Source organism: Prevotella nigrescens (assembly GCF_031191185.1).
In the GTDB taxonomy this organism is placed as follows: domain Bacteria; phylum Bacteroidota; class Bacteroidia; order Bacteroidales; family Bacteroidaceae; genus Prevotella; species Prevotella nigrescens.
The window spans coordinates 506849-530467 of sequence record NZ_CP133465.1; the positions used below are offsets into that span (position 1 = coordinate 506849).

The 23619-nt window shown below is 39.3% G+C and carries 26 protein-coding genes; all 26 read right to left on the minus strand.

Annotated elements, in window-relative coordinates; all coding sequences use genetic code 11:
* Positions 1-156: 156 nt before the first annotated feature.
* Complete coding sequence (locus RDV52_RS04225; protein WP_004366905.1) at positions 157-1038, minus strand: GLPGLI family protein; 882 nt, start codon at positions 1036-1038, stop codon at positions 157-159.
* 14 nt (positions 1039-1052) lie between these two features.
* Positions 1053-3668 (minus strand): hypothetical protein, encoded by a 2616-nt coding sequence (locus RDV52_RS04230; protein WP_004366904.1) that lies wholly within the window; start codon positions 3666-3668, stop codon positions 1053-1055.
* A gap of 822 nt (positions 3669-4490) precedes the next feature.
* Positions 4491-5276 (minus strand): toxin-antitoxin system YwqK family antitoxin, encoded by a 786-nt coding sequence (locus RDV52_RS04235; RefSeq protein ID WP_004366902.1) that lies wholly within the window; start codon positions 5274-5276, stop codon positions 4491-4493.
* A 2-nt stretch (positions 5277-5278) separates the two neighbouring features.
* Complete coding sequence (locus RDV52_RS04240) at positions 5279-6661, minus strand: hypothetical protein (protein ID WP_004362320.1); 1383 nt, start codon at positions 6659-6661, stop codon at positions 5279-5281.
* Between the two features lie 9 nt (positions 6662-6670).
* Positions 6671-7009 carry a hypothetical protein gene (locus RDV52_RS04245; RefSeq protein ID WP_004362321.1) on the minus strand — a complete coding sequence of 113 codons (339 nt, stop codon included), beginning with the start codon at positions 7007-7009 and terminating at the stop codon, positions 6671-6673.
* Positions 7006-8025 carry an SPFH domain-containing protein gene (locus RDV52_RS04250; RefSeq protein ID WP_004362322.1) on the minus strand — a complete coding sequence of 340 codons (1020 nt, stop codon included), beginning with the start codon at positions 8023-8025 and terminating at the stop codon, positions 7006-7008. The genes RDV52_RS04245 and RDV52_RS04250 overlap by 4 nt, the downstream gene beginning before the upstream one ends.
* Before the next feature lie 36 nt (positions 8026-8061).
* The gene (locus RDV52_RS04255; RefSeq protein ID WP_004366901.1) at positions 8062-9984 is read right to left on the minus strand and encodes a 4-hydroxy-3-methylbut-2-en-1-yl diphosphate synthase; all 1923 of its coding nucleotides are present in this window, start codon (positions 9982-9984) and stop codon (positions 8062-8064) included.
* A gap of 118 nt (positions 9985-10102) precedes the next feature.
* Entirely contained in the window at positions 10103-10609 is a 507-nt protein-coding gene (gene purE, locus RDV52_RS04260) for a 5-(carboxyamino)imidazole ribonucleotide mutase (RefSeq protein ID WP_004362324.1), read from the minus strand.
* A 25-nt stretch (positions 10610-10634) separates the two neighbouring features.
* Positions 10635-11252 (minus strand): phosphatase PAP2 family protein, encoded by a 618-nt coding sequence (locus RDV52_RS04265; RefSeq protein WP_004362325.1) that lies wholly within the window; start codon positions 11250-11252, stop codon positions 10635-10637.
* Positions 11253-11287: 35 nt separating this feature from the next.
* Positions 11288-12799: an RNA polymerase factor sigma-54 gene (gene rpoN, locus RDV52_RS04270; RefSeq protein ID WP_040556913.1), complete on the minus strand. Its 1512-nt coding sequence runs from the start codon at positions 12797-12799 to the stop codon at positions 11288-11290.
* 45 nt (positions 12800-12844) lie between these two features.
* Entirely contained in the window at positions 12845-13492 is a 648-nt protein-coding gene (locus RDV52_RS04275) for a hypothetical protein (protein ID WP_004366899.1), read from the minus strand.
* 300 nt (positions 13493-13792) lie between these two features.
* Positions 13793-14329, minus strand: coding sequence for a hypothetical protein (locus tag RDV52_RS04280; protein ID WP_004362328.1), 537 nt, complete (start codon positions 14327-14329; stop codon positions 13793-13795).
* Between the two features lie 38 nt (positions 14330-14367).
* Positions 14368-14628, minus strand: coding sequence for a hypothetical protein (locus RDV52_RS04285; protein ID WP_004366898.1), 261 nt, complete (start codon positions 14626-14628; stop codon positions 14368-14370).
* 63 nt (positions 14629-14691) lie between these two features.
* A complete protein-coding gene (locus RDV52_RS04290) occupies positions 14692-15162 on the minus strand; it encodes an SMI1/KNR4 family protein (RefSeq protein ID WP_004366897.1) in 471 nt (156 codons plus the stop codon).
* Between the two features lie 143 nt (positions 15163-15305).
* A complete protein-coding gene (locus tag RDV52_RS04295) occupies positions 15306-15956 on the minus strand; it encodes an SMI1/KNR4 family protein (RefSeq protein ID WP_004366896.1) in 651 nt (216 codons plus the stop codon).
* 30 nt (positions 15957-15986) lie between these two features.
* Positions 15987-16919, minus strand: a complete 933-nt coding sequence (locus RDV52_RS04300) for an SMI1/KNR4 family protein (protein ID WP_004366895.1) — start codon at positions 16917-16919, stop codon at positions 15987-15989.
* Between the two features lie 127 nt (positions 16920-17046).
* Complete coding sequence (locus tag RDV52_RS04305) at positions 17047-17535, minus strand: hypothetical protein (protein ID WP_004366894.1); 489 nt, start codon at positions 17533-17535, stop codon at positions 17047-17049.
* A 61-nt stretch (positions 17536-17596) separates the two neighbouring features.
* On the minus strand, positions 17597-18205 hold the full coding sequence (locus RDV52_RS04310) for an SMI1/KNR4 family protein (RefSeq protein WP_223381171.1): 609 nt from the start codon (positions 18203-18205) through the stop codon (positions 17597-17599).
* 85 nt (positions 18206-18290) lie between these two features.
* On the minus strand, positions 18291-18884 hold the full coding sequence (locus RDV52_RS04315) for an SMI1/KNR4 family protein (RefSeq protein ID WP_004366892.1): 594 nt from the start codon (positions 18882-18884) through the stop codon (positions 18291-18293).
* Between the two features lie 2 nt (positions 18885-18886).
* Positions 18887-19504, minus strand: a complete 618-nt coding sequence (locus tag RDV52_RS04320; protein ID WP_004366891.1) for an SMI1/KNR4 family protein — start codon at positions 19502-19504, stop codon at positions 18887-18889.
* A gap of 3 nt (positions 19505-19507) precedes the next feature.
* Complete coding sequence (locus RDV52_RS04325; RefSeq protein ID WP_004366890.1) at positions 19508-20077, minus strand: protein kinase family protein; 570 nt, start codon at positions 20075-20077, stop codon at positions 19508-19510.
* A gap of 102 nt (positions 20078-20179) precedes the next feature.
* Positions 20180-20773: a hypothetical protein gene (locus RDV52_RS04330; RefSeq protein WP_004366889.1), complete on the minus strand. Its 594-nt coding sequence runs from the start codon at positions 20771-20773 to the stop codon at positions 20180-20182.
* Between the two features lie 10 nt (positions 20774-20783).
* Positions 20784-21212, minus strand: coding sequence for a hypothetical protein (locus RDV52_RS04335; RefSeq protein ID WP_004366888.1), 429 nt, complete (start codon positions 21210-21212; stop codon positions 20784-20786).
* A gap of 23 nt (positions 21213-21235) precedes the next feature.
* On the minus strand, positions 21236-21667 hold the full coding sequence (locus RDV52_RS04340; RefSeq protein ID WP_004366887.1) for an SMI1/KNR4 family protein: 432 nt from the start codon (positions 21665-21667) through the stop codon (positions 21236-21238).
* 39 nt (positions 21668-21706) lie between these two features.
* A complete protein-coding gene (locus RDV52_RS04345; protein ID WP_004366886.1) occupies positions 21707-22576 on the minus strand; it encodes a tetratricopeptide repeat protein in 870 nt (289 codons plus the stop codon).
* 67 nt (positions 22577-22643) lie between these two features.
* The gene (locus RDV52_RS04350; RefSeq protein WP_004366885.1) at positions 22644-23063 is read right to left on the minus strand and encodes a hypothetical protein; all 420 of its coding nucleotides are present in this window, start codon (positions 23061-23063) and stop codon (positions 22644-22646) included.
* Positions 23064-23619: the final 556 nt, after the last annotated feature.

The following is a 23619-nucleotide window of genomic DNA, read 5'->3' on the forward strand; positions in this document are numbered from 1 at the left end:
CATTAAAACAAGAGCAACTACTGTGGTAGCGATAGTTAACTGAGGATTTGTTATTACAATCTAATGTAGGAGCAACGACTACGCCTAAAGAACTTTTATCATTCTGTGAGGTCTCGCTGATAAATCTCAATTTATCAATAGTCATTATTTTCAGACTCATCGCTCCATTTTCATTAAATTAGGTATTTCCCACTTAATACTTCCCGAAGTAAGTACTTGGTCTGGCTTTTCAGTAGAACTACATTCTACACCAAGTGCACTATAGGTTGCTACAGGATCGTTGTAAAGGTTGGTAAGAAAACTAATGGCTTTTTCGCGTGTCATTTTTTGCAGTGGACGTGCAAATGTATAAATTTGTTCGTAATTTCTACCTTTTCTAATTCCTATTGCTTGCCAACTTGCGCCTTCTAATTCAATTTTCATAATCAATCCAGGTAATCCCATAAAACAATAAGGACCAGCATCGTATGGAAGTTCTTCAGAAAACCATGCAACTACGTTTTTGCCACGATAGGTTGTTGTTGCTTTTGAGCAAACATAACCTAAAATTTTTTGTTTTTCATCTTCGAAGAAACTCCATTGTAATTCATTGGCTGGTTGGATAAACGATATAATTATATTGTCGAAAGGTACTCGATAACCTATTTCTACTGTCTTTGCTTGTATATTTGTCCAAACTTCGTATGGAATAGTAGGGTTAGAATAGAGTGATACTCCTTTTGCACCTTTAGCAATGAGTGATGTTGCTACAGAATCATTTTGATAGAGTGCTTCGTTACGTGAATAGATATGGTTGCGCCCAATTAATAAAGTTCGTTGTTCTGTATGTGGCTGCGAATTGTTAGCATAAGTCCATGTGAATTGGTAACGCACTTCTAAGAGTACTGTATCAAGCGGTTTTTTATTTTTCATGTCTAATGCCGTATAAGAAGGAGAATTACCAAACACAAATGCTTGTGAGAAGGAGGTTTCTGACAGACCAATTAGGAAAAGAAATAGAATTCCTCTGCGTGCAAGGTTTTTAAAAGAAGGTTTCATATTATCTAATAAGTTTATAGGTTGAACTTTAATGAAAGAATCATACTGCGTGGCACAAGAAAAAATGTGTTGCGCTGCTGCTCTTGTGCATTAACTGAAACGATATTCAGTTGTTGTGCGTTGAACAGATTACGAAGGTTTAAACTCCATTCAACTAATTTTGTCTTATAATACAATTTCGCATTTGCGAGAAAAGTATGTGTATGGTCTTGCTGCGAATATAAGGTGTTGCAGGCAATACTCCATTTTCTGAACGTTGCCATTATCTTCCCTATTAACATAGCACGAGTTGTAACAATGTCGGTATTTTTACTGGTGGGTTCTGACATACAGCTACGGTTGATAAACATCTGAATTTCGGTGAGCAAACCTTTTACAGGCGTAATACCTCCCTTCAGAGAGAAACTGCTTTCATTGATCTGAAAGGGATAACTAATATCATTTAGCATTTGTGAAGAAGAAAACCGTGTATGACTTATTTTCAAACCAACGTTTGTTTTCTTCCAATAAAAAGCTTTCGATAACTCGCCACTTAAACTCAATGAATGGGTATCAAAATTCAGTGGAATAAGATAAAGTGCTATGTGATTATTCTTTACCACTTTATTTGTCATCATATCGCTGTTCAGATAATTATAGTTTATGCGTAAATTACCAAAGAGTAATTTGAAAGCGTTGGCATAATTGATTTTTGCTGAAAAATAATGATTATTTGTTGAAGTTATATCGTTTATATTTGCACGAGTCTGCTCGTAGCTGTTACGGATAATAAAAGCTTGCAAAAAATCTTCTGGTTTATTGTCGTGAACCTCTCTAGACCATTGTAATTGCAGCGAAATATGAGATAACAAAGAGCGTTCTATCGTTAAATTCGGAAGGATATGTAGTGAATGTTTTTTTGGGGTGATATAAGGAGAATATACGGAGATATGTGAATAAACTAACGGAATATATCCATAGATTCGAAAATGTGCCATAACCGACTGAAACGATAAACCTATTCCAGCTTTCGCACGGTTATAATGCATATCGTCACTTAAAGCAAAACTACTTTCTGGAGAAAATAAACCTGAAGAATACAATGCAGTAGTTAGCATATTCTTATCAGCAATGCCAAACCAATAAGGGTCGAATGTACAATTGCCAAGTCTGATTGTAGAAAGCATCTCTTGTCGCAGTTCTGCGTAATAGAATTTTTGCTTTACTTCTTGCCGTGCTGTGGGCTGTGGCAAAGAGTTGATTCTCGCTTCTTGTGCTAAAAAGAGCAGCTCACGACTATTGGTAAATTGTAAGTTGAACTGCGTATCCAGTCCATTTACTTCGTTCCATTTGTATATTAACCTTAATTTATTATCAAGTGCAAATTCTCTTTGGTTGAGACTTTCGTCAAGTTGTGCAGTTTTTATAAGTTGTTGTACGAATGGCAACTCTCTATTACAAGTTCCAACCAATTTGTTCATAAAAAAATATCGCGATTTATTTTGTTCGTATTTGAGAAGGAAATCTATATTTCGGTAATTATTTCCAAATTCAAAACTTCGTTTATGCGTTTTCTCTTGTTGGTTAATATGATAAGTATATTCCATACTTGCGCACCCTTCGGTATTTTCGTTCATTGCTATTATTGCATAATTCCATTTGGAATCAGGAGTTTTATTGTATAGTCCGTTTATTGACAATGCCTCACTCTTATTTGTCATATAATCATTCTTGTTGAGCATACCACTTTGTGGTGTGGGAGAAGAAAGTAAATTACTGGATAGCGAGGTTAAAGGCACGGCATAAATATCTCTTAATTGTTCGCCGCTATTATTTGCCGAAGCAGTGACAAAAATTTGATGTTTGGCATTAAATAAACCTCCATATAATCGTGCGGTATAAGCTAAATTATCTTTGTTGCCTTCTCTATAACCACCACCAACTTCCATTTTTCCAGTCAAAGTGTTTTTTGAATTTGGAGAAAGTTTCACATTAAGTGCTACATCATCTGTAATACGGCTACCCTGCAAAGCACGTATGGGCTGATGGTGTTGCATTATGTCTACTGCAATAATATCTTTTGGGTCTATACGTTCAAGTGCTATAGAATATTTTCCCTCAAAAAGATTGCCCCCTTCTATCTGAAATTCTGTAATTTCCCTACCATTATATAATACTCTTCCTGCATCGTTTATGGTAATTCCTGGTAAACGTTCTAAGGTTTCTCGGAGCTTTCTGTCATTTTTATCTCTAAAATGAGAAAGATGATAGGTCAGCGTATCGCCTTTGGCATTTATAATCGTCGGTTTTACATATACTTCCTCTAATTCTATGTTTTGCGATTCTGCAACAAAGTCTAAAGTTTGAGAAATATTGGCTATTTCCTTTCGAATGGGTTTGATATTGAAGTTGGAAATATATAAAACAATTTGCGGACTGCTATTTGAAAGTGTAAAAGCATAGTGTCCTTGTTCATCGGTTCTTGTATTGGCAACAATACGTTCTCCTTTTTCTGATGGAATTTTAGCTATAATAATGGCACTTTCAACAGGACTTCCATTATGTAATTTTACGCTACCTATAAATTTAACTTGTGCATTACAGATGGTACACAAGCACAAATAGAACAATATGATAGTAATGAATTTCATCAATTAGCGAGGTTACAATTGTTTATAAGTTAATGTAAGAAACTCTATATTAAAAAATAGAGAAATACACTATGGACTAAAGTTGCTGCAAATGTAAAAGAAAAAAACGTTACGTCCAAATTTATCCAAAATATTTTCCATTTTATCTTTCTTTTACCCTTATTCTCTCTTGTTTTCTTATATTAAAAGTGAGAAATGCTGGTTATGCTCAAAATAATAATAAGAAATTGAAAAATATTAATTACATTTCTCTTCATTCCTTATTAATATTCATCTGTGTTTTAATGAAAAAATTTTTAGTGGGTAATTCTGTTTGGTTGTGTTGTGAAGGAAGTGTAAAACAACTTATGAATAAGAGGTAGGAAAGATATTGAGGTTGTAGATGATGCGAATTGCACCGCAGGCAAGAAATGTAAATTTCCGCTGCATTTTATTCTTTTTCCATTGGCTTAATTTATAGATAGTGGCACAATGAATATTTGGTAGATTGGTTATTCCATCTTACTTTTCAAAAGAACGTCCGTACATTCTTAGAAAAAAGTACGGACGTTTTAGAGGAAAAGTACGGACGTTTTTGGGAAAAGAATAATAGTTTCGTAAATACCTGAATACTATCTATTTATACTTTCAGTAAAAAATACGTTTTTTCTGTGTATTTTTGGTATGAAAAGATGGTATGTGGTGGGTGATTCCTGCCAACGAATGATGTTGGCAGGTGGGTGTTGCAGTTTATTTTTGTATAATAAAAGTTTATAATGGTTTTGTTGACAGGTATGGGTTTCTGTGTAGTTTTATTTGTTTCTGCAAGATGGTTGCGTTTTTTTATTCTACCGTTATGGTACCGTCTTTGCCTACTTTTAGCTTTCCTTTCTTTGCGGGTTTGGGTGTATTTTCTATTTTTATGAAGCTTGGTAAGGTTTGGGTATTTCTTTGCTTGCCTGTTTTTTGCTTTTTTGTATATTTTGTTGCCATAGAATTGCGTTTGCCTTTTGCGGTTTGCTGCCTTTGCGCTGCCGTGTTGCTTCCGTTTCCACGGGCATGTCCGGGCATTGTCCGGGCAGTTTCGATGGTTTCATAATAATATTCGTCGTCCGGGTCGGAGGCATCGGCATCATGTTTTCTTGAAGTGTTATAGACGGTATTTCCATCGTAGACGGTTTCCGATGCCATCATTCCGTTGTCGAACGTGCGTTTTTTTATGATTGCTCCATTCCGGTCGTATGTATATTTTGTGCCTACCGGCTCTCCGTTCCGGTAGGTTGTCCGTGCATAAAGGGGCAGTCGTCCCTTATTGTCGGGCGTACTGTAGTATTGCAACATTGTTCCATGGAGCATTCCGTTGTGGTAAGTTTCCATGATGTATATGCGCCCTTTCTTGTCGTAGACGTAATACTTGCCTTCTTTTTCGCCGTTCTTGTAGTCGAACTCTTCGAACTTCGTGCCGTCTTGCCTATAAGTAACCCAGTGTCCTTGACGTTTACCCGTGTCCTTGTTTATGAATCCTGCTGTTTTCAGTTTTCCGTCTGCATAGTGTTCTTTGTATGCTTCCTGGGCTTGCAATGCTGTTGCAGCGAGGAAAGTGAGCAGAAGTGCCAATATCTGTTTCATTTTTATTTAGCCTTTATCTTGTATTCCTCTTGCAGGGTATTGTATATTTTATATTTTCCGTCTTTTAAATCGAAGCCGTAAATCTGTAGTATGTCTCTACCTTCGGAACTATCTAATGCTCCACAGAACCATAATTTATTATTGTAAAGCATGACACTCCTGAATTCTGAGAATTTGTTTAATGCTTGTGTCCATAATGTATTTCCGTAAGCATCGTGCAATTGGAATACTGAACTTGCATCTTCAGAAATCGTGGGTCGGAAAGTAATAAATATATAGTTTGAATCGCGATAGAGTATTTTGCCTCCAAAGCCCGTGAACCATGAAGTGAGAGGAGTGGCGCTGACAAGTCGTTCTCCACGTTCTTGGGTGAAAGTTTTTTGTATCCAATTGTAAAAGCCAAAGTCTTGAGGGTCTCCAAGATGGAATTTTGCATGTATTTTCCATAACCGCAACATTCCACCTTTGCTTGACGTTTCGCTGACGTTCTCCTCTTGAAGTTCAAGATAAGTAGTGTCTCTTATCTCTCCGTTTAGCTGGTTCGGTGTTAATTCTCTGGCGTATTTAAAAGCCTCTTCAGTATAAAGCCTATTTGTTGCGGGGAAATAATAGTAGGTTGCCGAAAGATTATTATTAATTATAAATCCTTCTCCATAATCCCTATCTAAGTATTTAACCTCCGATATTCCTACATTCATTGCCTCTTTCCCTTTGAACAGCGTTTTAGAAACATCGGTATAAGTTAATGTTTTTGGATCCATCTCGTAAATCGACTTATCGTTTAAGATGGAAAAATATCTATGTGCCTGATAGAAAAAGAGGGGCGGCGACTGATCAAAATTCACACGAAAATTATGATCTCTAAGTTCTTTTTCTGAAAATAACAAACGTTCTTTTAGTATTTTCCCTGATTCGACATCGCGAAAACCATAATAATATCCATCAACGTATTTAGGATTATCGTCCCCATATCCTAAAGAAAAATCTCGATTGAGTATATAAAAGTAGCAAGGTCTCCCATTATAGACAATCAAACGCACACTCTTATAATCGTCTCTTACACTTATGGCATCGTCTGACATGCCGAGAAAGCCGCTTTTACTATGGTCTGTGGTGAGGGCACTATAGAATAGAATAAAGACAATTGCAACCGGAGCCAGCATAGCTACGATGCCAATCTTGGTTCCCGAACTTAAAAGTTTGTTTAACGATGATGAGGATTGGGATTGATATTCGTAGTGATGATTAACATTAATGTTGATATCATCGTCGTCTATATAGAATTCAGTCCCACAACTCTTGCACCTGTATCGTTTTTCGTCTAATTGTTCGTGCTTCTCGCTGCCACATTGTGGGCATTTTATCGCCTTAATTTTTGTTGCCATCTTTAGGGATTAAGCTTCTTTTGAATAATAAACTGCTAAGAACAACAATATACACTGTATGGAAGTAAGCGTAACGACACCTATCAGCCACCAGTTGTTTGCCCATTGTTCCGGTGCAAAGAAGCCTGTAAGAAATTCCAAGGCACCAATTGCAGTGAATATGAAACCAAGACTTAAACGGTGTGTACTCTCGGCACGTCCTAAGAATGACAGTGCCAGCAACAGTCCGTTTATAACAATTGCACTGCTTGTAAAAAGCAGATTAAGCGGAGAATAAGCCGTAACTATCAAACCTACGAGAAGGTTTGTTATGAGTACGATGAGGGCAATTATAATTATTCTTTTCATAACGTTTCAAGTATTTCGTTTTTCTTTTTGTTGTATTCTTCTTCCGTAATAAGCTGTTCGTCGAACAATTGCTTGAGTTGTTTCAAACGAGCAGTAGCATCTGTTGTTGTAGAAGTAGTGGTTTCGTTTGGCTTTGCAGTATTATCTTGTGTATTGAAGAACTCTTTTGCCAACTGAACACCTGCTCCAATTTGCATACCGGCACCGGCAAGTCCGCCTTCAGTACGTACGGCATCGCGCAAGGCAGCCAATTTTTGTACTCCTGCGTAATCGAGATCCACTTCTGTTGCAGCAAGTTTCTCGGCTGTCATGTCTGCTATTCTGCCGATACGCTCCAAAGTTTCATCGTCGAAAGTAACAGAATCGATACGGAAGTCGGTAAGAATTAACCCTAAACGCTCTAATTCTTCGGTTGTTTTAAGCTTTAAATCTGCCGATAATTCCATTAAATGTTTATCCACTTCTGTATATGGATAACTCTTTTCTGCGAGGAAAGAGGTCAGTGGAGCAACAATTCTTGATGATACAAGCTGGCGGACATCGCTTGCAGTATAGTCGTTTACCGTACCTAAAAGTGTACTAAACATAATGGCAGCATCGTCTATTCTTACAGAAAAGTTACCACAAGCCCCTACTGCAACAGGAAACTTATAGTTTGGTTCCATATATTTTACTGGTGTTGCTGTACCCCAAAGCACATTTACCAACTCGGCTGTACGGAAGAAATAGAAGCGCATTTTATGTTCGCTTTCCATTCTTTGAGCCAGATTGAGCAGCGTTGTAATAAAAGGATGGTTATCTGTTTGCAGTTCGTAGGTATCAGGTTCGGTCAGCGTTGCTTTTACTTTTCCGTCGTAAACAAGTAAACATCCTTGTCCGGGAGCTACTATTAGTTTACTTGAATTCTTTATTTCGTCAGTCGAAGTTTCTAAGCGATGGAACAATATATTGGTGTCTTGTTCTTTCCATTCAATGACGGAACGCATCTGATGTTTGAATAGTTTACTTATACCCATAGTTTTATTGTTTTATAGATAATGTTTATAGAACGTCTAAGATTCTTTATTATTGTCTTGTCTCTGGTCGTTTTCGATGAGTGCAAGCAGGTGTTCTACGGCATCTTCTTCGGGAATATTCCGCTCGATGCATACCTTTTTGCGGTACAGACTCACCTTCTTCATGCCTGCACCCACATATCCGTAGTCGGCATCTGCCATTTCTCCGGGACCGTTTACAATGCACCCCATGATGCCAATCTTCAGTCCTGTCATTCCCTTTGTGGCTTCTTTTATGCGTGCAATGGTGGTGCGGAGGTCGTAAAGCGTGCGCCCGCAACCGGGACAAGAGATGTATTCGGTCTTCACCATACGCAATCTTCCAGCCTGAAGAATACCGAAAGCTGTTTGTTCTACATCGTCCTGCGGAATGTTTCCATTGTTCATGAGCCATAAGCCGTCAGTCAATCCGTCAATCATAAGTGCTCCCATGTCGGCAGCAGCAGACAGTTGGAACTGTTCCTTTGCCGTTGGCTCGTTTGTGTTATTATTGTCTTTGTCCACCGAAAATTGGTACATTTGTGCAAAGACGACAGGGTTTTCCACGCCTGCAATCATCATTTGGTGAACCAATGCACGTTGTTCGGCGAGCTTGTTCTGGTGTGAACTTACGCAGACTATCACTACTTCGGGGTGGTATTTCAGGCAAGCAAGCAACTCTTCTGATGGCGTTCCATACTTCACAACCAAGAATTTAATCTTCGATTTTACTGTTCCAATGAACGGAATGGCAGGAGTAGGGAAGATGGGGAATACGTTTTCAGTTGGCAATTCTCCCTTTGCAGCCAGTTCTATATAGGCGTTATAGTCTATAATATACCTTTGCCCATCTTTCAATTTGGCTGGCAACGTGTCTTTTGTGTAGATGTAATCGGGTGCCGGGAGCTTTGAAACAATGTCTGCATTGTGTTCTGCCGCATCGTGAGTAGCTATTACTATAGGGACATTATCGCCACCAATGTTTTCCACTGCCTTGGTTTTTCTACGTTCAGGACGCAGATAATCGAAACCTTTAAAGGTTTCGGCAGGAACAATAATATGCCCTTTCTTCTGGCGAATATAGCGTGCCAAGTATTTTGCAACAGGTATTTCGCATTCTGGTTCCTCGCTCAGCGACACGCGGATAGTGTCGCCAATGCCGTCGTTCAGCAGTGCACCAATGCCCACAGCACTCTTTATGCGACCATCTTCGCCCTCGCCGGCTTCCGTAACGCCAAGATGGAGTGGATAGTTCATGCCCTCTTTCTCCATTTCAGCCACCAAAAGGCGTACTGAGCGTACCATTACCACCGTGTTGGAAGCCTTGATGGAGATGACAACATCGTTGAAATCGTGCTTTTTAAAGATACGTAAGAACTCCATACAACTCTCCACAATGCCTTCGGGCGTATCGCCATAACGCGACATAATACGGTCGGAAAGGCTGCCGTGGTTTACTCCTATGCGCACGGCAGTGTGGTTTTCCTTACATATATTAATAAAAGGTGTAAGGCGTTCTTCTATCTTTTTTAGTTCTTTAGCGTACTCTTCGTCTGTATATTCCAATATTTTGAACGTGCGTCCGGGGTCTACATAGTTGCCGGGATTAATGCGGACCTTCTCTGCATACAGTGCTGCCACGTCTGCAACATTCGCATTGAAATGCACATCGGCGCAGAGAGGTGTTGTAATACCTTCTGAACGCAATTGCGCATTGATATGTCTGAGGTTTTCTGCTTCGCGTTTTCCTTGCGTGGTAAGCCTTACAAGCTCGCCACCAGCAGCTATAATGCGCTTTGCCTGCGCCACACTCGCTTCGGTGTCGTTGGTGTCTGTGGTTGTCATAGACTGGATTCTGACAGGATTGTCGCCACCCATATCCAACGCTCCAACGTGTGTAACAGAGCTTTTCCTACGTTCGTAATTGAATAAATCTATCATTTTATATTTTTAGCATTCAGCGTTCAGACTTTAAGTCAGGCAGAACTATGTTGGTTTTCGAGTGTTTTACCAATCGTAAACTATAGCTTTCGTTCTGTTATACTTTCGTTCTGTCTTCCTAACACTTATACTTATAGTCTTTTATTTCAGCCAATTCCTTGTTGGCTTTTTCTATTTTCTGCCCTAAAGTAGCCTTCCATTGTTCTACTTTCTTGGCAATTTCTTCATCTCCGAGTGCCATCATCTCAGCTGCTAATACGGCTGCGTTCTGTGCTCCGTTTACTCCTACGGTGGCAACAGGAATGCCAGGAGGCATCTGAATGATGGAAAGCATAGCGTCTAAACCGTCCAACATACCTTTAATAGGTACACCAATTACAGGCAAAGAGGTTGAGGCTGCAATGACACCGGGCAATGCTGCCGCCATGCCTGCACCGGCAATAATCACCTTAATGCCACGTTCTTTTGCTTCTTTGGCAAACTTTTCTACTGCCGCAGGAGTGCGATGAGCCGAAAGTGCATTCACTTCAAACGGTATTTCGTATTGTTCCAACCACTTGCAAGCCTTTTCCATGATTGGAAGGTCGCTTGTAGAACCCATAATAATGCTGACCAATGGCTTCATATATCTTTGTTTTTATTTTTTGTTTCTATATTAATATGATTGTAAAAAATGCGCTGATAATGCCTAAGAAAAATCCTGCCGTAACCTGCGTAAGCGTGTGTTGTCGCAATATAATGCGGCTCGAGCCTACTATTCCCGATGCAATGACAACAAGACACAGCCACCAGACAGAGTTGAAATTGAGCATGAACGAAAACGCCAACAGTGCTCCCAGCACGCCGCCAATGGCTGCTGTGTGTGTAGATATCTTCCACCACACGTTGATAACGGCACAAAGCATTTGTATTACCAGTGCCACTATCAGTATCGACGTTATCAAATGTGGCAGATGCAATAGGTTCATGAGGTAGAAACAACTGAAATAGCAGAGTATGGATATGGCGTAAGGCACCATTCTGCGTTCCTTTTGTCCTAATTGCAACAGTGTCCAACCCTGGTATTGCCTATAAAGATGAATGAGCACTGTTGGAATGAACACCGTAAATAAGTAGACCATTACTACCAATGACACCTTGAACTGCCACGGAAACATACTTAAATACGAGAAAAAGAATATAGCCAATATGCCCATTACAGGCAAATAGAACGGTGTAAGCAGCATGCTTGCTATTCGTGCTGTCAGTATTATGTTTTTTTCGCTCATATTTTCAATATGTCATACCTCCCTGCCCGGCTTGCTCATTCCTTGCGCAGGCGTGCCACGGGCAGGTTGAGTTGCTCCCGATACTTTGCCACCGTGCGCCTTGCAATGGGGAAACCTTTTTCTTTCATCACCTTTGCCAGAGCGTCGTCGCTAAGCGGTTTCTGTTTGTTTTCGTTGTCAATGATTTCCCGAAGTGCCACTTTTATTTTCCTTGTAGACAGTTCTTCTCCGTCTTCCGTAGTGTAACTGTCGGTGAAGAAGAAGCGGAGCGGAAACGTTCCCCACCTTGTTTGTGCATATTTTATGTTGCTTACGCGCGAAATAGTGGATATATCGAGTCCCGTTTTCTCTGCAACGTCTTTCAGAATCATCGGTTTCAAGTCTGCCTCGTTTCCATCTTGGAAGAACTTCTTTTGTATGTCAATAATGGCTTTCATTGTTACGTACAGCGTATTTCTACGTTGCTTAATGGCTTCTATAAAGCCTTGCGCCTTCTCCACCTTACCTTTTGCGTAGAGCAACGCTTCTTTTTCTTGTCGGCTCATGCCCTGCTTGTTGTCCTTATAGGCTGCCAACATGTCGTTGAAGCTTTGCGAAACGTGCAGTTCGGGCAGATTTCCGTGGTTCAGGGTGAAGCTGATGTTGCCGTTGTCGTCGGTATCGATGATGAAGTCGGGCGTTATCTGCTGCACATTCCTGCCCATTGTCTCTCCCATAGAGGCTCCGGGTTTCGGGTTCAGCTTGCGAATTTCAGCCTGAAGTGCCTTTACTTGAAGGTCGGACAGCGAGAGAGCCGCTTGTATTTTGTCCCAGTGTTTCTTTGTAAAGGCATCAAAATAGTCGGTAAAGATGGTTTTCAGATTGCCATAAACCTTGCTGTTGTGTTCCCATTCTCCGTCCGTTACCTTGCGTTTTATTTGCAGGAGCAGGCATTCTTGCAGCGAGCGTGCTCCAATGCCTGCAGGGTCGAAGTCCTGTAGTTGTTCCAGTGCATCGGCAAGCTCCTGTTCGTTGCAGTCTATACCATGGTAAATGGCAAGTTCGTCGGCTATTGTGTCCAAGTCTTTTCGTAGCAGACCATCGTCGTCGAGGCTGCCAATGAGATATTCCAATATCGTTTTTTGTCGTTCGGTAAGCACTCTTTCGCTTACTTGCTCGTTGAGTTTGTCTATAAACGATGTTGTATCGCCATACACAATCTCTTCGTAGTCGGCATTGTCGTGTCGTTGCCGTCCGTCGTAAACGGGCAGTTCGTCGTCGTCTCCCATACGTTCGAGTGCGTTGTCGAGCGCATCTTGCCGCTCTTGCCGCTCCTGCTGTGCATCGAAATCGTCGTTGCTGTTCTCTGCTTCGCTTGTTTCTTCGGTTTGTCCCCCATCTTCTTGTCCCTTTTCCAATGCGGGATTGTCGTCCAATTCGGCATTAACGCTTTCCTCCAATTCGGTCAATGGCATTTCGAGCAACCTTATCTGTAGTATTTGTTGCTGTGAAAGTCGCTGTACTTGCAATTGTCGTTGCTCTTGTATTTGTACTTGTTCCTGTGCCATAATAGCCTGAATTATGTTTGCAAAATTACGAAAAAAGAAATACAATCATCTGTAATAGTAGCATAATTCTTCTGTTAAAGCCGAAAGTTCTTTTGTATCGGCGTTGCCATATCGGTCCCAAACGTTCTGGCACGGCAGCAAAAGTGGCGAAATCATGAGGTCGGCATGGTTCAGGTAGGGGTCGCAGAAGCGGTAAACGTCCATAATTTCCACAACACGCCTGGTGGTTATGTCCAGTAATCGTGCCACTTCTTTCACCTCGGGCGTCTCTTCTGTCATTGTGACAGGGGTGAGATGGAAATACAAGTCAAGCACTATAATGAGCGCAACAGGTGTCAGGTCGGTGGCTTTTTCTATGGGCTTGAAATCTTTTTCAAAGGTTTCTGCTGTCGTTACACCTTCGTAGAACTCCTCGGGTTTCCCAAATCCGCTCATCTTTCTTATGCGTCTGGCTTCTTTCTGTAGTTTTTTGGGGTTGTTGGCGTATGCTTTCCAAAGTGCTTGAATACTTGGAAGGTCGTTTAAATCGAACTCTTCCATCTTTTCGTGCAGTATGTATGGTGGAATATGTAGTTCCAAACTAAGCTCAACCATTGGTCGGGCGTAGGTTCGTTTTATGCCTGCGGGTTTCTTAAAATATATTTGCAAGAGCAGTATCCAATATTCTTCCGACCATAATGGGTGTGTTGCCATAAGTTCAAATACGGTTGATGATTACGGCAAAGTTACTTATTTTAAGTGTAATAGCCAAATTTTTGTTTGGCTCATTGCATTGCATGGAAAACAAGACAATCACGGTGGATTTGTAAAAATAATTTTATAGAAAGGTCAAAGGCACGTTTTTACATTATAAAACTGCCTGTTTTGAGACGTAAAAGAGCCTGTTTTGCACGGTAAAAGGCATACTATTGGTGTGCAAAAGAATGAGTTTTGCAAAGCGTTGGTAATTAGAATGTTATGCGAAAGAAATGTTTGCGAGAAATGTTTACAGTTCTAAGGCTCAATTTTTATGGATTTTAGTCCGGCTTTTATAAGCTTATACTCGCTTGCATTGGCTATGTATTCTTCTTTGTTGCCAGTGTTTAAGGTCTTCTTTGTTGGTGTTGTTGTACTGTTTTTGTTGCTCAATAATACGTACTGTTGTGCTTCGTTTAAGTTTACTACTGTGGGTTTTATGTCGGCAAAGATGGCAAATGTGATATACGCCTTATGTGTTTGATGATTGTAAAACACATATTTGCTGCCGTCAGCCGCTGCATTGTAAATGGTGAATACCTCTATTTGCGTTTGCTTGTCCGTGCTCTCCATGCTTTCTAAAGGTTCAATATCGCTCCCGTCAGCGCAGTAAATGCTTATCAATGTATCTCTTACACCGCCTTTGTTTAGTACTAAATGGCTTATGCAAGAGTCGTCGCTGTTGTTTGTAACAACCACGATCGTGTCCTTTGTTCCTATATTCTGTCCGGCGTATGCATAGGTATTGGCTGCGAACAAAAGAAGTGTGATGAAGCTTTTATATAGATGTTTCATGTTCTTTTATAGGTTTATGTTTTCTGTTTCGTTCCGTCTTATTTTGCTGTCGTTCTTGTTTCTTCCTCTTCATAGCATAGTTCGACGGTAGACCAATGGCACGAACACGTAAAAGTAGAGTGGTTGTTTCGTTGAATTTGAGGTATGTTGATGGTGTCTATTTCGTTGTTATGCTTTCCCGTCATCTTGATATAGAGTTCAGAAAAGTGATAATCGGACACCTTTTGTTCGATGGTTGTAAAGCCTAAATGGTGTAACGACTGCACTAAAGCGGCAATAGGTTCGCACATTTTACTCATTGAATAACTCCTTTCGCTTATATCTTATATTGGGTTCGTACCTTTCTTCTCGTTAAAATAGACCTATTCAAATGCCTCCTCTTCCGTCTTCATACCATTGATAAAGTCGGTTAACGACTTTGCAACAAGTTCCATCATATCCTCTTTATTGTCGTAATGTTCCAAGTTAGCAAAGAGAATGTGTCCTGTTTCAGCATCGTAGCAGTAGGGAAAGCCCCCGCCATCAATTGCAAAAGGAATATGTTTCTTTTGTATTAAACACTTTTCTACGGTGAAAGTGTGCCATAATTTCTCTACAGTATATTGTGAAGAAGAAACCGAATGTTTGATGGACGCAATGTATTTCAGTGTATATTCGTTTTCCAAATCGTCTAAGTAAACGCTTCTATCGCCTTCTTCCACCTTTCCGCCGTTATGCTTTAAGTAGAAGTTTCTTATATCAGCAGGAAGGCAAAAGCCTATTTTGTGTTCTAAATCTAATATATCTGCCTCTGTAATAGGCGGCGCACTGTTCGTAATTTGATAGTTTATCATTTTCGTTTTTTACTTACTTCAATTGCAAATATAGAGTTTATCTCTTATACAAACAAGCAAAGAACAATGTTAAGTTCCTTTTTTGTGCTTGTTGCACAGACACTTTTTGTATGTTTAAAGTTGTGCTACGTGGCTGTAAAACATTAGTAGGAAAGACCTATTTCTATCCACGAATCAAGGTAATCCCAAAAGTCTATGTCCATCTTTGGTGCATCGTTGGTCCACCAAATCAGTGCTTTGGGGTTTTCCTTATTCTCTATATTGATGCAAAGAAATCCATTTCCGCCATTGTGAAGCACGTAGTAAGTCTTGTTTAAGTCGGTAGATTGCAATATCTCTTGGGGCAAACCCCATTCCGATTGGCTTAGGAAACGAACCTTTTCTAAAGGAAGTAATCCTAAACCACCGCTTATATTCTCGAACCAACCATTATGTAAATGCTTGTAAAAGTGCTGCAACTTGTCGGGCAATATTGCGATATGGCTGTCTGTTGTGGGCATATTGCCTACATATAGCACGTATTCTTCGTCGACCAACAGTAGGTAAACCATCTTAATTTGTTGCTGATGAACCACCAAAAACACATCTTCGAGTAGCTCATCCAATAAATGTAGCGTCTTAGGAAGTAGGCTGCTGAAGTCCGACCAGCGTTCTATAACGAGGGCTTTCTTCTTGTCCTTGTTTTCCTCCGTGAGAAGGAACGACCATGTTTTGGGTATTTTTATTTCATCAGATGCAGATAAAATTCTTGCTTCTGAGAGGTTGTTTTCTTGAAAAATGCTATCTATGTTCATTATGAAATATTGCTTTTACGATGTTGAAACCTATTTAAAGATGTCTTGTCCTTCGAGTTCTATGCACCAATCTATCATTACTTCGTTGAACCAATCGCAGAAATCGGAGTTCACAACTTCGGGTTTATCTGTTTCAGAATAGTTATAGTTCGATGTGTAGAACACTATCTCGTTGTTTTGTTTGGTATCGAAGCAGTAGTAATTGCCTCTACCGTCGGGTGCAAATGGAACAATATGGCAGGGCATAGGCATCTGTGTTGCTTCGTGTTCAGTCTTGTATGCCTTTACAATATCAAAGGGCTTATTGCCTATTCCCAGTACTTCGTCGCCGCAAATACTTATTCCGTTAGAGAAGCGGAGGAGGCTTATGTAATCCTCTGGTAGCTGTATTGGAATGTTTTCCTGTGCAAATAGGAGAGCATTGTTACTGATAGGAGCGAAACATTCAACGTATTTGTCTTTGAAAGATTGTATTCTTTGAATAATGGAATCGATGTTCGGACGGTCTTGTAAGTCGTATAATAGCGGGTTAGCGTCTGCTTCTATGTCGCTGTTTATCCACATTCCTTCGTCCTTTCTATACACATGGAAGCGGAAATAAATATCTTGTGTATTGGTAATATACACTATAAGGCAATACGGGCGAGGGTAAACGGCATTTAAACGCTGCTTAAACTGTTCTATAAAAGGCAGAATACAACTAAGCGAAAAGCCTTCGAAAGCCGACAAACAAATCTCGTTGAACCACATCTCCAAGCCTGTCCTGTCGCCTTGTTTCTCTATTTGTTCGGATATGTTGTTAATGAATGAAGTGTTAATATCGTTGTTTGCATCGTATAAAATGCAACATTCTGCCATTTTTATTTTGCTTAAAATGCTCTCGCAAACCTTGCTTATCAATTCCTTATTTGCAGGAACCGACTTCTCTAAAAGCATTGCCATGCGTTGGTTTATCTTTCTCATATAGCAATAATTTTGTTCTTTATACTTATAATTCTTACTGTTATTGCCGTTCACTGCTACGATGAAAGCAATTTGTTCCTGACCGAAAATGGTTGTCTTTCTTGTGCAATGTGTCTTAAAAACAAATTTAAAAAGCCTCCGACAGCAGCGTTTCTATATCCCAACTCTCTGCCTTGTATATTGCATCGAAGTAGCCTTTTACCGCTACACCAATGCCTTCGCATACGCAATCTTTGTCGTCTGCAAAGTTCGGCGCGTAAATATCAATGCCTAAAACGGAAGAAGCAAAGCCAACATAGTCTTCTTCTAATAAATTATTATCGTGGGAAGATAGCTGCTGATAGATGTTTGATGACTTCATTCCGAATAGGTTTTTCCCTTCAAAAATGAGCTTTACTGTAGGTAACGGAACAAAGGTGAGGAAGAATAATCGTTGGTCGTGCTGATTATAATAGGCCAGAAAGTCTCCATGGTCATCTATAATGAAACTGTTGTTTCCATCGTTTTCTTCTCTGGTAGACTTGATTTTCAAACTTGTTTTAGCTAAAATATCCTTCCGATAATCCCCGAAAACAAATTCATTCACGCCAATAAGAGGTTGGATTATATATTCCATGTCTTTGTAAATAGTAAAGTTTTGTTGATAGATATGCCTGCTTCTGTTCTCAAAGAATAAGCTATATATCGTCTCTATTAGGGTCGTTTAGCAGTCTATCCCACTCTTCAAAGGTGAGAGGAGGCAGGCCTTCCTTTGCTCGCATAGCGTTTCTCAGCTCAACAGACTTAGGGGTAATGGTTACCTTACCGCTTGCAATAGCTCGCTTAATCTCCTCTTTTGTTGGCAAAGGGGTAGGGGTTAGCTTTTCAATAAAGTCGTTAAGGTTTTCCGAAACCAGCGTTGGGTATTTGTTATTTCCCTCTAATCCCCAATCGTTTTCTTCGTGAAACCAATAGTAAACCTTACCTGTAATCTTGTTAATACATAGCCAATCGCCCCCATCAACACTTGCAATGGGCATCAATTCCTCTGGCATTCTGCCCTCATAGTCGTTGTATGTTGCGATAATATCATCGTTTTTGTTTTCCGAAAATCCAAGAAAATAGTTAATGGTAAACTCTGTTTCCTTATCCTTATAATGGTTTTTATGAGGCTTGCAGACATTATTTTGCATCAACAAATCCTTGAGATGAGAAGGCAAAACAGAACCTATTGTATGTTCTAACTCGTTGATTTTCTCCGCCATAGCATTTGAAGCTAAAGGCTCTAATACATGTATTACATTCATATCCTCTTTATAAGTATTCTTGAAAGCTATTATATGCACATGCTAAACTGGTTTTTATTTTATTTCGTTGATAGTTTTTTGCGTGCTATTGCTCCAAAGGTGGCAGTCCGTCTTTTATTCTTTTCTCGTTTATTAGCTTCAATAATCGGGGCGAATAGGTAACACTTACGACTTCCCTTTTGTCTTCTTTGTCTTCTTTTTTAGGCTCAATTCTACTGATAAAGTCGTTTAATGATTTTGCAACCAATATTAAATCGTCGCCTATTGGAGTATCGTGCGACCAGTAATAGATATTGCCCAAGCTGCTTTCTTCTAAGGAATAGACTATTAAATCGCCACTTGCACCCTCGCATAATGGGAAGAACTTTATGCTTATTTGCTCCTTACAATAATACATTTTGATGCTTTTCTCAACACTTCTCTGAGTATTTCCAAAGCCCAAAATACCACTAACGTAAAGTAATTCGTCGCTATTCGCCTGCTTTTCCAACGGAGATACCACCATTTCTTCATTGAAATAGGAGAACCCATAGGTAGTAATAAACTGCAAAACAGTATTATCTGGAATTGCGCCCAACGTCCTTTTTACTTCTTCTAAGAACGAAGTTACATCATAACTCTGGTTTAATTCTCTCTCCTTAGAAAAAGAAATAAGTTGTTTAAAACCTTGTATATCCATATTTAAAAAGCTCCGTTTAACTCCCTATTAGGGTCGTTTAGCAGTCTATCCCACTCTTCAAAGGTGAGAGGAGGCAGACCTTCCTTTGCTCGTATAGCGTTTTTCAGCTCAACATACTTAGGAGTAATGGTTATCTTACCGCTTGCAATTGCTCGCTTAATCTCCTCTTTTGTTGGCAAAGGGGTAGGGGTTAGTTTCTCAATAAAGTCGTTAAGGTTTTCCGAAACCAGCGTTGGGTATTTGTTATTTCCCTCTAATCCCCAATCGTTTTCTTCGTGAAACCAATAGTAAACCTTACCTGTAATCTTGTTAATACATAGCCAATCGCCCCCATCAACACTTGCAATGGGCATCAATTCCTCTGGTATTCTGCCCTCATAGTCGTTGTATGTTGCGATAATATCATCGTTTTTGTTTTCCGAAAATCCAAGAAAATAGTTAATGGTAAACTCTGTTTCCTTATTTTTATAATGGTTTTTATGAGGCTTGCAGACATTATTTTGCATCAACAAATCCTTGAAATGAGAAGGCAAAACAGAACCTATTGTATGTTCTAACTCGTTGATTTTCTCCACCATAGCATTTGAAGCTAAAGGCTCTAATACATGTATTACATTCATATCTTATTTGTAATAGCCAACAAAACTTTGCCAAAACTCAACTCCTTTGGCGTTTACAGACTCTCGTATCATGCTTATGAACTCGCTTTCCTTACCATTCCACACTGCGTATTGCCCTGTACCCATCGCCCGTACAAGCATTTCGAAGTTGTCGGCTATTAGTATTCGGTCTTCATAAGCGGTCTCGCTATCGATTGCATAGACCTTTCCTGTTGCACATTCCAACAAGATTGTAGATGGATCTCCATTAGCAATAATCATCAAATCGTACTGATGCAGAATGTCATAATCGGCATATTCCAAGTTCCTTTGTACTATCCAATTCAGCGTTTCCTCATCGTTTATCCCGAATTGGTAGCTCAAAAAACCGAAATTTCCCCAGTTGTAGCTAAGTATTAACTCTGTGAATATCTGGCTTAACGTACCAATATGTAGCTTAGTTTGTAGTTTTACGATTTCCGAACGGGGGATAACGGCTTCCTTTAAAATAAGCCCTTCCGTAATTTCAGGGTCTACATCGCGAGTCTCTTTCATAATAGAAAGCTCGATTTCTTGCATTGTTAATAACTTCATTTGATATGTTTGATATATCTTTTTCTATATTTTACCATAGCGTACTGCCCTCTATCGGTGCCATAAACTATGCTTTTTTTATTTGTTATAGCTCTCTTTATATCAGCAAACACGCCTACCCTTGCTTTCAGAATATATCTTATAATTCTGGTCTTTCTCCGGATTCCAATAGGTAAATACGTATTTTGAAACACCAAATATGGTGCGATGCTCTCTTTGTTTAAGCTTAAATTGGGTTCTTAAATAGCCAGATAGTTTTTCTAACTCGTATAACTTGAAGTATTGAGAGAACATAACTAAGGGCATACAAAGCCTTATTCGTTTATCGCTAAATACAAAAACGATAGACGAAGTTATCTTTCCTTGCCCTGCACACCTTATATATAACAAGTTGTCTATGGTGTTTGTGTATTTCAGTTTACCTCTTGTATAGAAATTAATAGTGTGGTTATCAACAATCTCAACCCGTTTTTTGCGAAGCAAACACACTATTATTAAACCACAAATAATATATGGGATAGCACTTTCATAGCGAAAATAGCGATGAGAAGTGCCAAGAAACGAATTAATAATATGGTCTATTAGATAACTGAAAACAAGCAATCCTAATATATGGATTATACTTAAAGGCGATGCATAGAAGCTAAATTCCTTCTTCTTCTCCTGTATTTTGGCTGTTTCCTTTGGTACTGTCATTTCCTATTTTCTATATTTTTGCATAGTGTACTGCCCCATAATGCTTTACAGAAACTATCCAGTTAAACGATGCATCAAATACTTCTATGTCGTCAGCAGCAGGATACCATATATCGCCGAAGTATTTACAGAAGTCTTTGAATAGGAAAACATCAATGCTGTTGAAGCGTTCAAAGTTGATGAAAACCTCGTTAGGAACAGGTATTCCTATACTATTGAATACCTTGTTCCAGTCGAAATCCTCGTCTTCAGAATTTATGTCGTCCAACAAAACAAGTTCTTGTTCTTCCTTTTTAAAGAACTCTTCGAGCGTATTCACGTGCCAATTGCGAAACAAGGAACGGCACACTGCTTCGCATTCGCTACCTTCTATGCTTCTAACAATAGGCATGTTGGTGTTATACTCATTCTTAAAGTTTACCAGTTTGAAGGCTTCCATAGTGTACGAATGGTTCTATTGGCTTATTTTAGACTATTTATGAATGCTTCGAAAGTATCGGCAAGCAAGTACGTGTTACCATCATCGTCTGACGATTCGAACGTGTAGGCATGGTCGTAGTAGTACACACCCTTGTCGTCTCCATCAGGAATCAAGAGCAAGAAGCCGCCATCTTGGAAGTCGCCAATAAGCAATGCACCCTCTGGAATATCGTCTTTATACTCTGTATTCCAGTATTCGAGCGTCAAAGCTCGGTTTAATTGAGGGTCGCTGCCAAACAAAACGTTGAGTAAAGTTTCCTCTTCGATAGCCTCAATCCTGACAATTGTGTTCTCCGTACAAATACCATTGTGTTCAATAAGAAACGCTTTGTAGTCGGCAGGAATACTTACAGAGAGTTCTTGTTCTATGGAATGAATGTCTGCTTTTGCTTTAGATAATACTTGAAAGTCCATATTACATTTACAAAAAATATATTGTTTATTGGTTTTACGTTAGTTTTCTGCTCCGATATATGGCTCAATGTACGATAGAAATTCACCGTCGTCGGTATCGAAAACATCGGTTCCGTCTAACATGTAGGCGCGCATCAGTGCATCGACACCCTCTTCTTTGTTGCCTAATTTAATAAGGTTGCGCCCTTTAACATACCAAACGTATGGGTTCTCTATACCACTACCACGTGTTAAGGACATAGAATAGAACCTGTCGGCTACGATGTATTCGCCCATTTCGTAATACGAATCGCCAATGCATATAGCGATAGTGTCGAAGAGAGTCCAGTCCTCTTTTGGCTCGGGCAGACGGTTCATGGCTTCTTCGTAATAGGCTATGGCTTCTTTATATTTACCTCTTTCCACCAACTCATCGCCTTCGTCTAACAACTTATTGATAGTTTTGTTAAGTTCAGAAGATAGTTCTTCCGTATCATCTTCTGTATCTTTATAGTTCTTATAAAACTCCAAATACTCCGGCTTAGCATTTGTAAAGTATCTTAATCCTGTCTCTTTCACCAGAATATCCCAATGCTTAAAGGCTTGTTTTTTATCTTTTTTCTCATAGCAATACTGGCCCATTAAAAACCGAACTTCCTCGTCTGACAGGTGCAGATTGTTGTTATTGTCTATCAATCTATTCAGCCATTTCTTGGCTTCGTCGAAGTTTTGATGCTCTAAAGCCTTTCCAAAGAACGACTTTGCATAGTTATATGCTTGGTTCCAACCCTCTACTGGTGCTGGAAATTGTGCCCAACCTTGCTCTGCTAATACAAAAGCATCGTTGTATTTTCCATTGTTATACTTTGTAACAGCTTCCTTGCCATATTCAATAACCTTATCAAATAGTTCTTGTTCTAATACTGCCATAAATATAATATTGTTTGTTCTTTTCTGTAATTTCTTCTTTACAATGTTGTTTTACGATAGTTTGCAATCAGCAAAAGGCGACATCTGCACAACCAATTTCAACTATTTCAAACTGTTGGCCGTTGCCTTTCAACTTTATTCCACAGCCATGTTCTACATCGAATTCGGTTCTGTAACTCAGTCCAAATAGGTCTGGCTCGTCTTGTTCGAATAGTATAAATATAGCCATTAACTCTATATCGGTATCGGAAACATCTTTAATGCCATACTTACCATCGGCATACTGTTTTACAGCATCGATAGTTTTGTTGTACCAAATACTGATTTCTTCAAGAAATTGCACTATCCTTTGTTTGTATTCTTCGCTAAGTTGCTGTTCAGATGCCTCCAAATCGTCAGACAAAACTAAGCGTACTTTCTTCTTTAAAGCACTAATAAAGACACTTGTTTCCAAGTCTTCATCGAACTGTAAATCACATACTTTCATTGTCCTATCGGTGTTTTAGTTCTGTTATATTACATATAATGTGTAACGCTTTTGATAAATAAGTATGCCAAAGCGCCTGAACTTGTTAGACTTTGTCTATTATTTGTACAATAGATAAAAACTGTTTGTAACTGCTTCTCATTCTCTTTGCACTGTAATAGGGCATAGTTAGTGGGCACAAATGTAATGAATATCTTGTAAACGGACAACTAAAAATAACAGATTAGTGTAGTTTAAGTATTGTGTAAACAAAATAAAAAAGAGCTATATGTTGCCAGATTATAACGGAGATATTTGTTTGTTGCACCTTTAAAATAACTAACTTAGTTGTAAATATAGCCACTATGAATTTGCCTAATATGCCACAATATTTGTTCGTAGCTATATGTATGCTGTTGCAACTTTATTGTTTGGCAATGCTGTTCTTAATGTAAATATATTTCAAAGCTATTTAAATCTGTAACGTGCTCTATGTTAATGTGTTACAAAAGGGTGTATTTTGCATTGTAAAAACCCCATTTTTGCGATGCAAAAATATGGTTTTTGCACTTCAAAA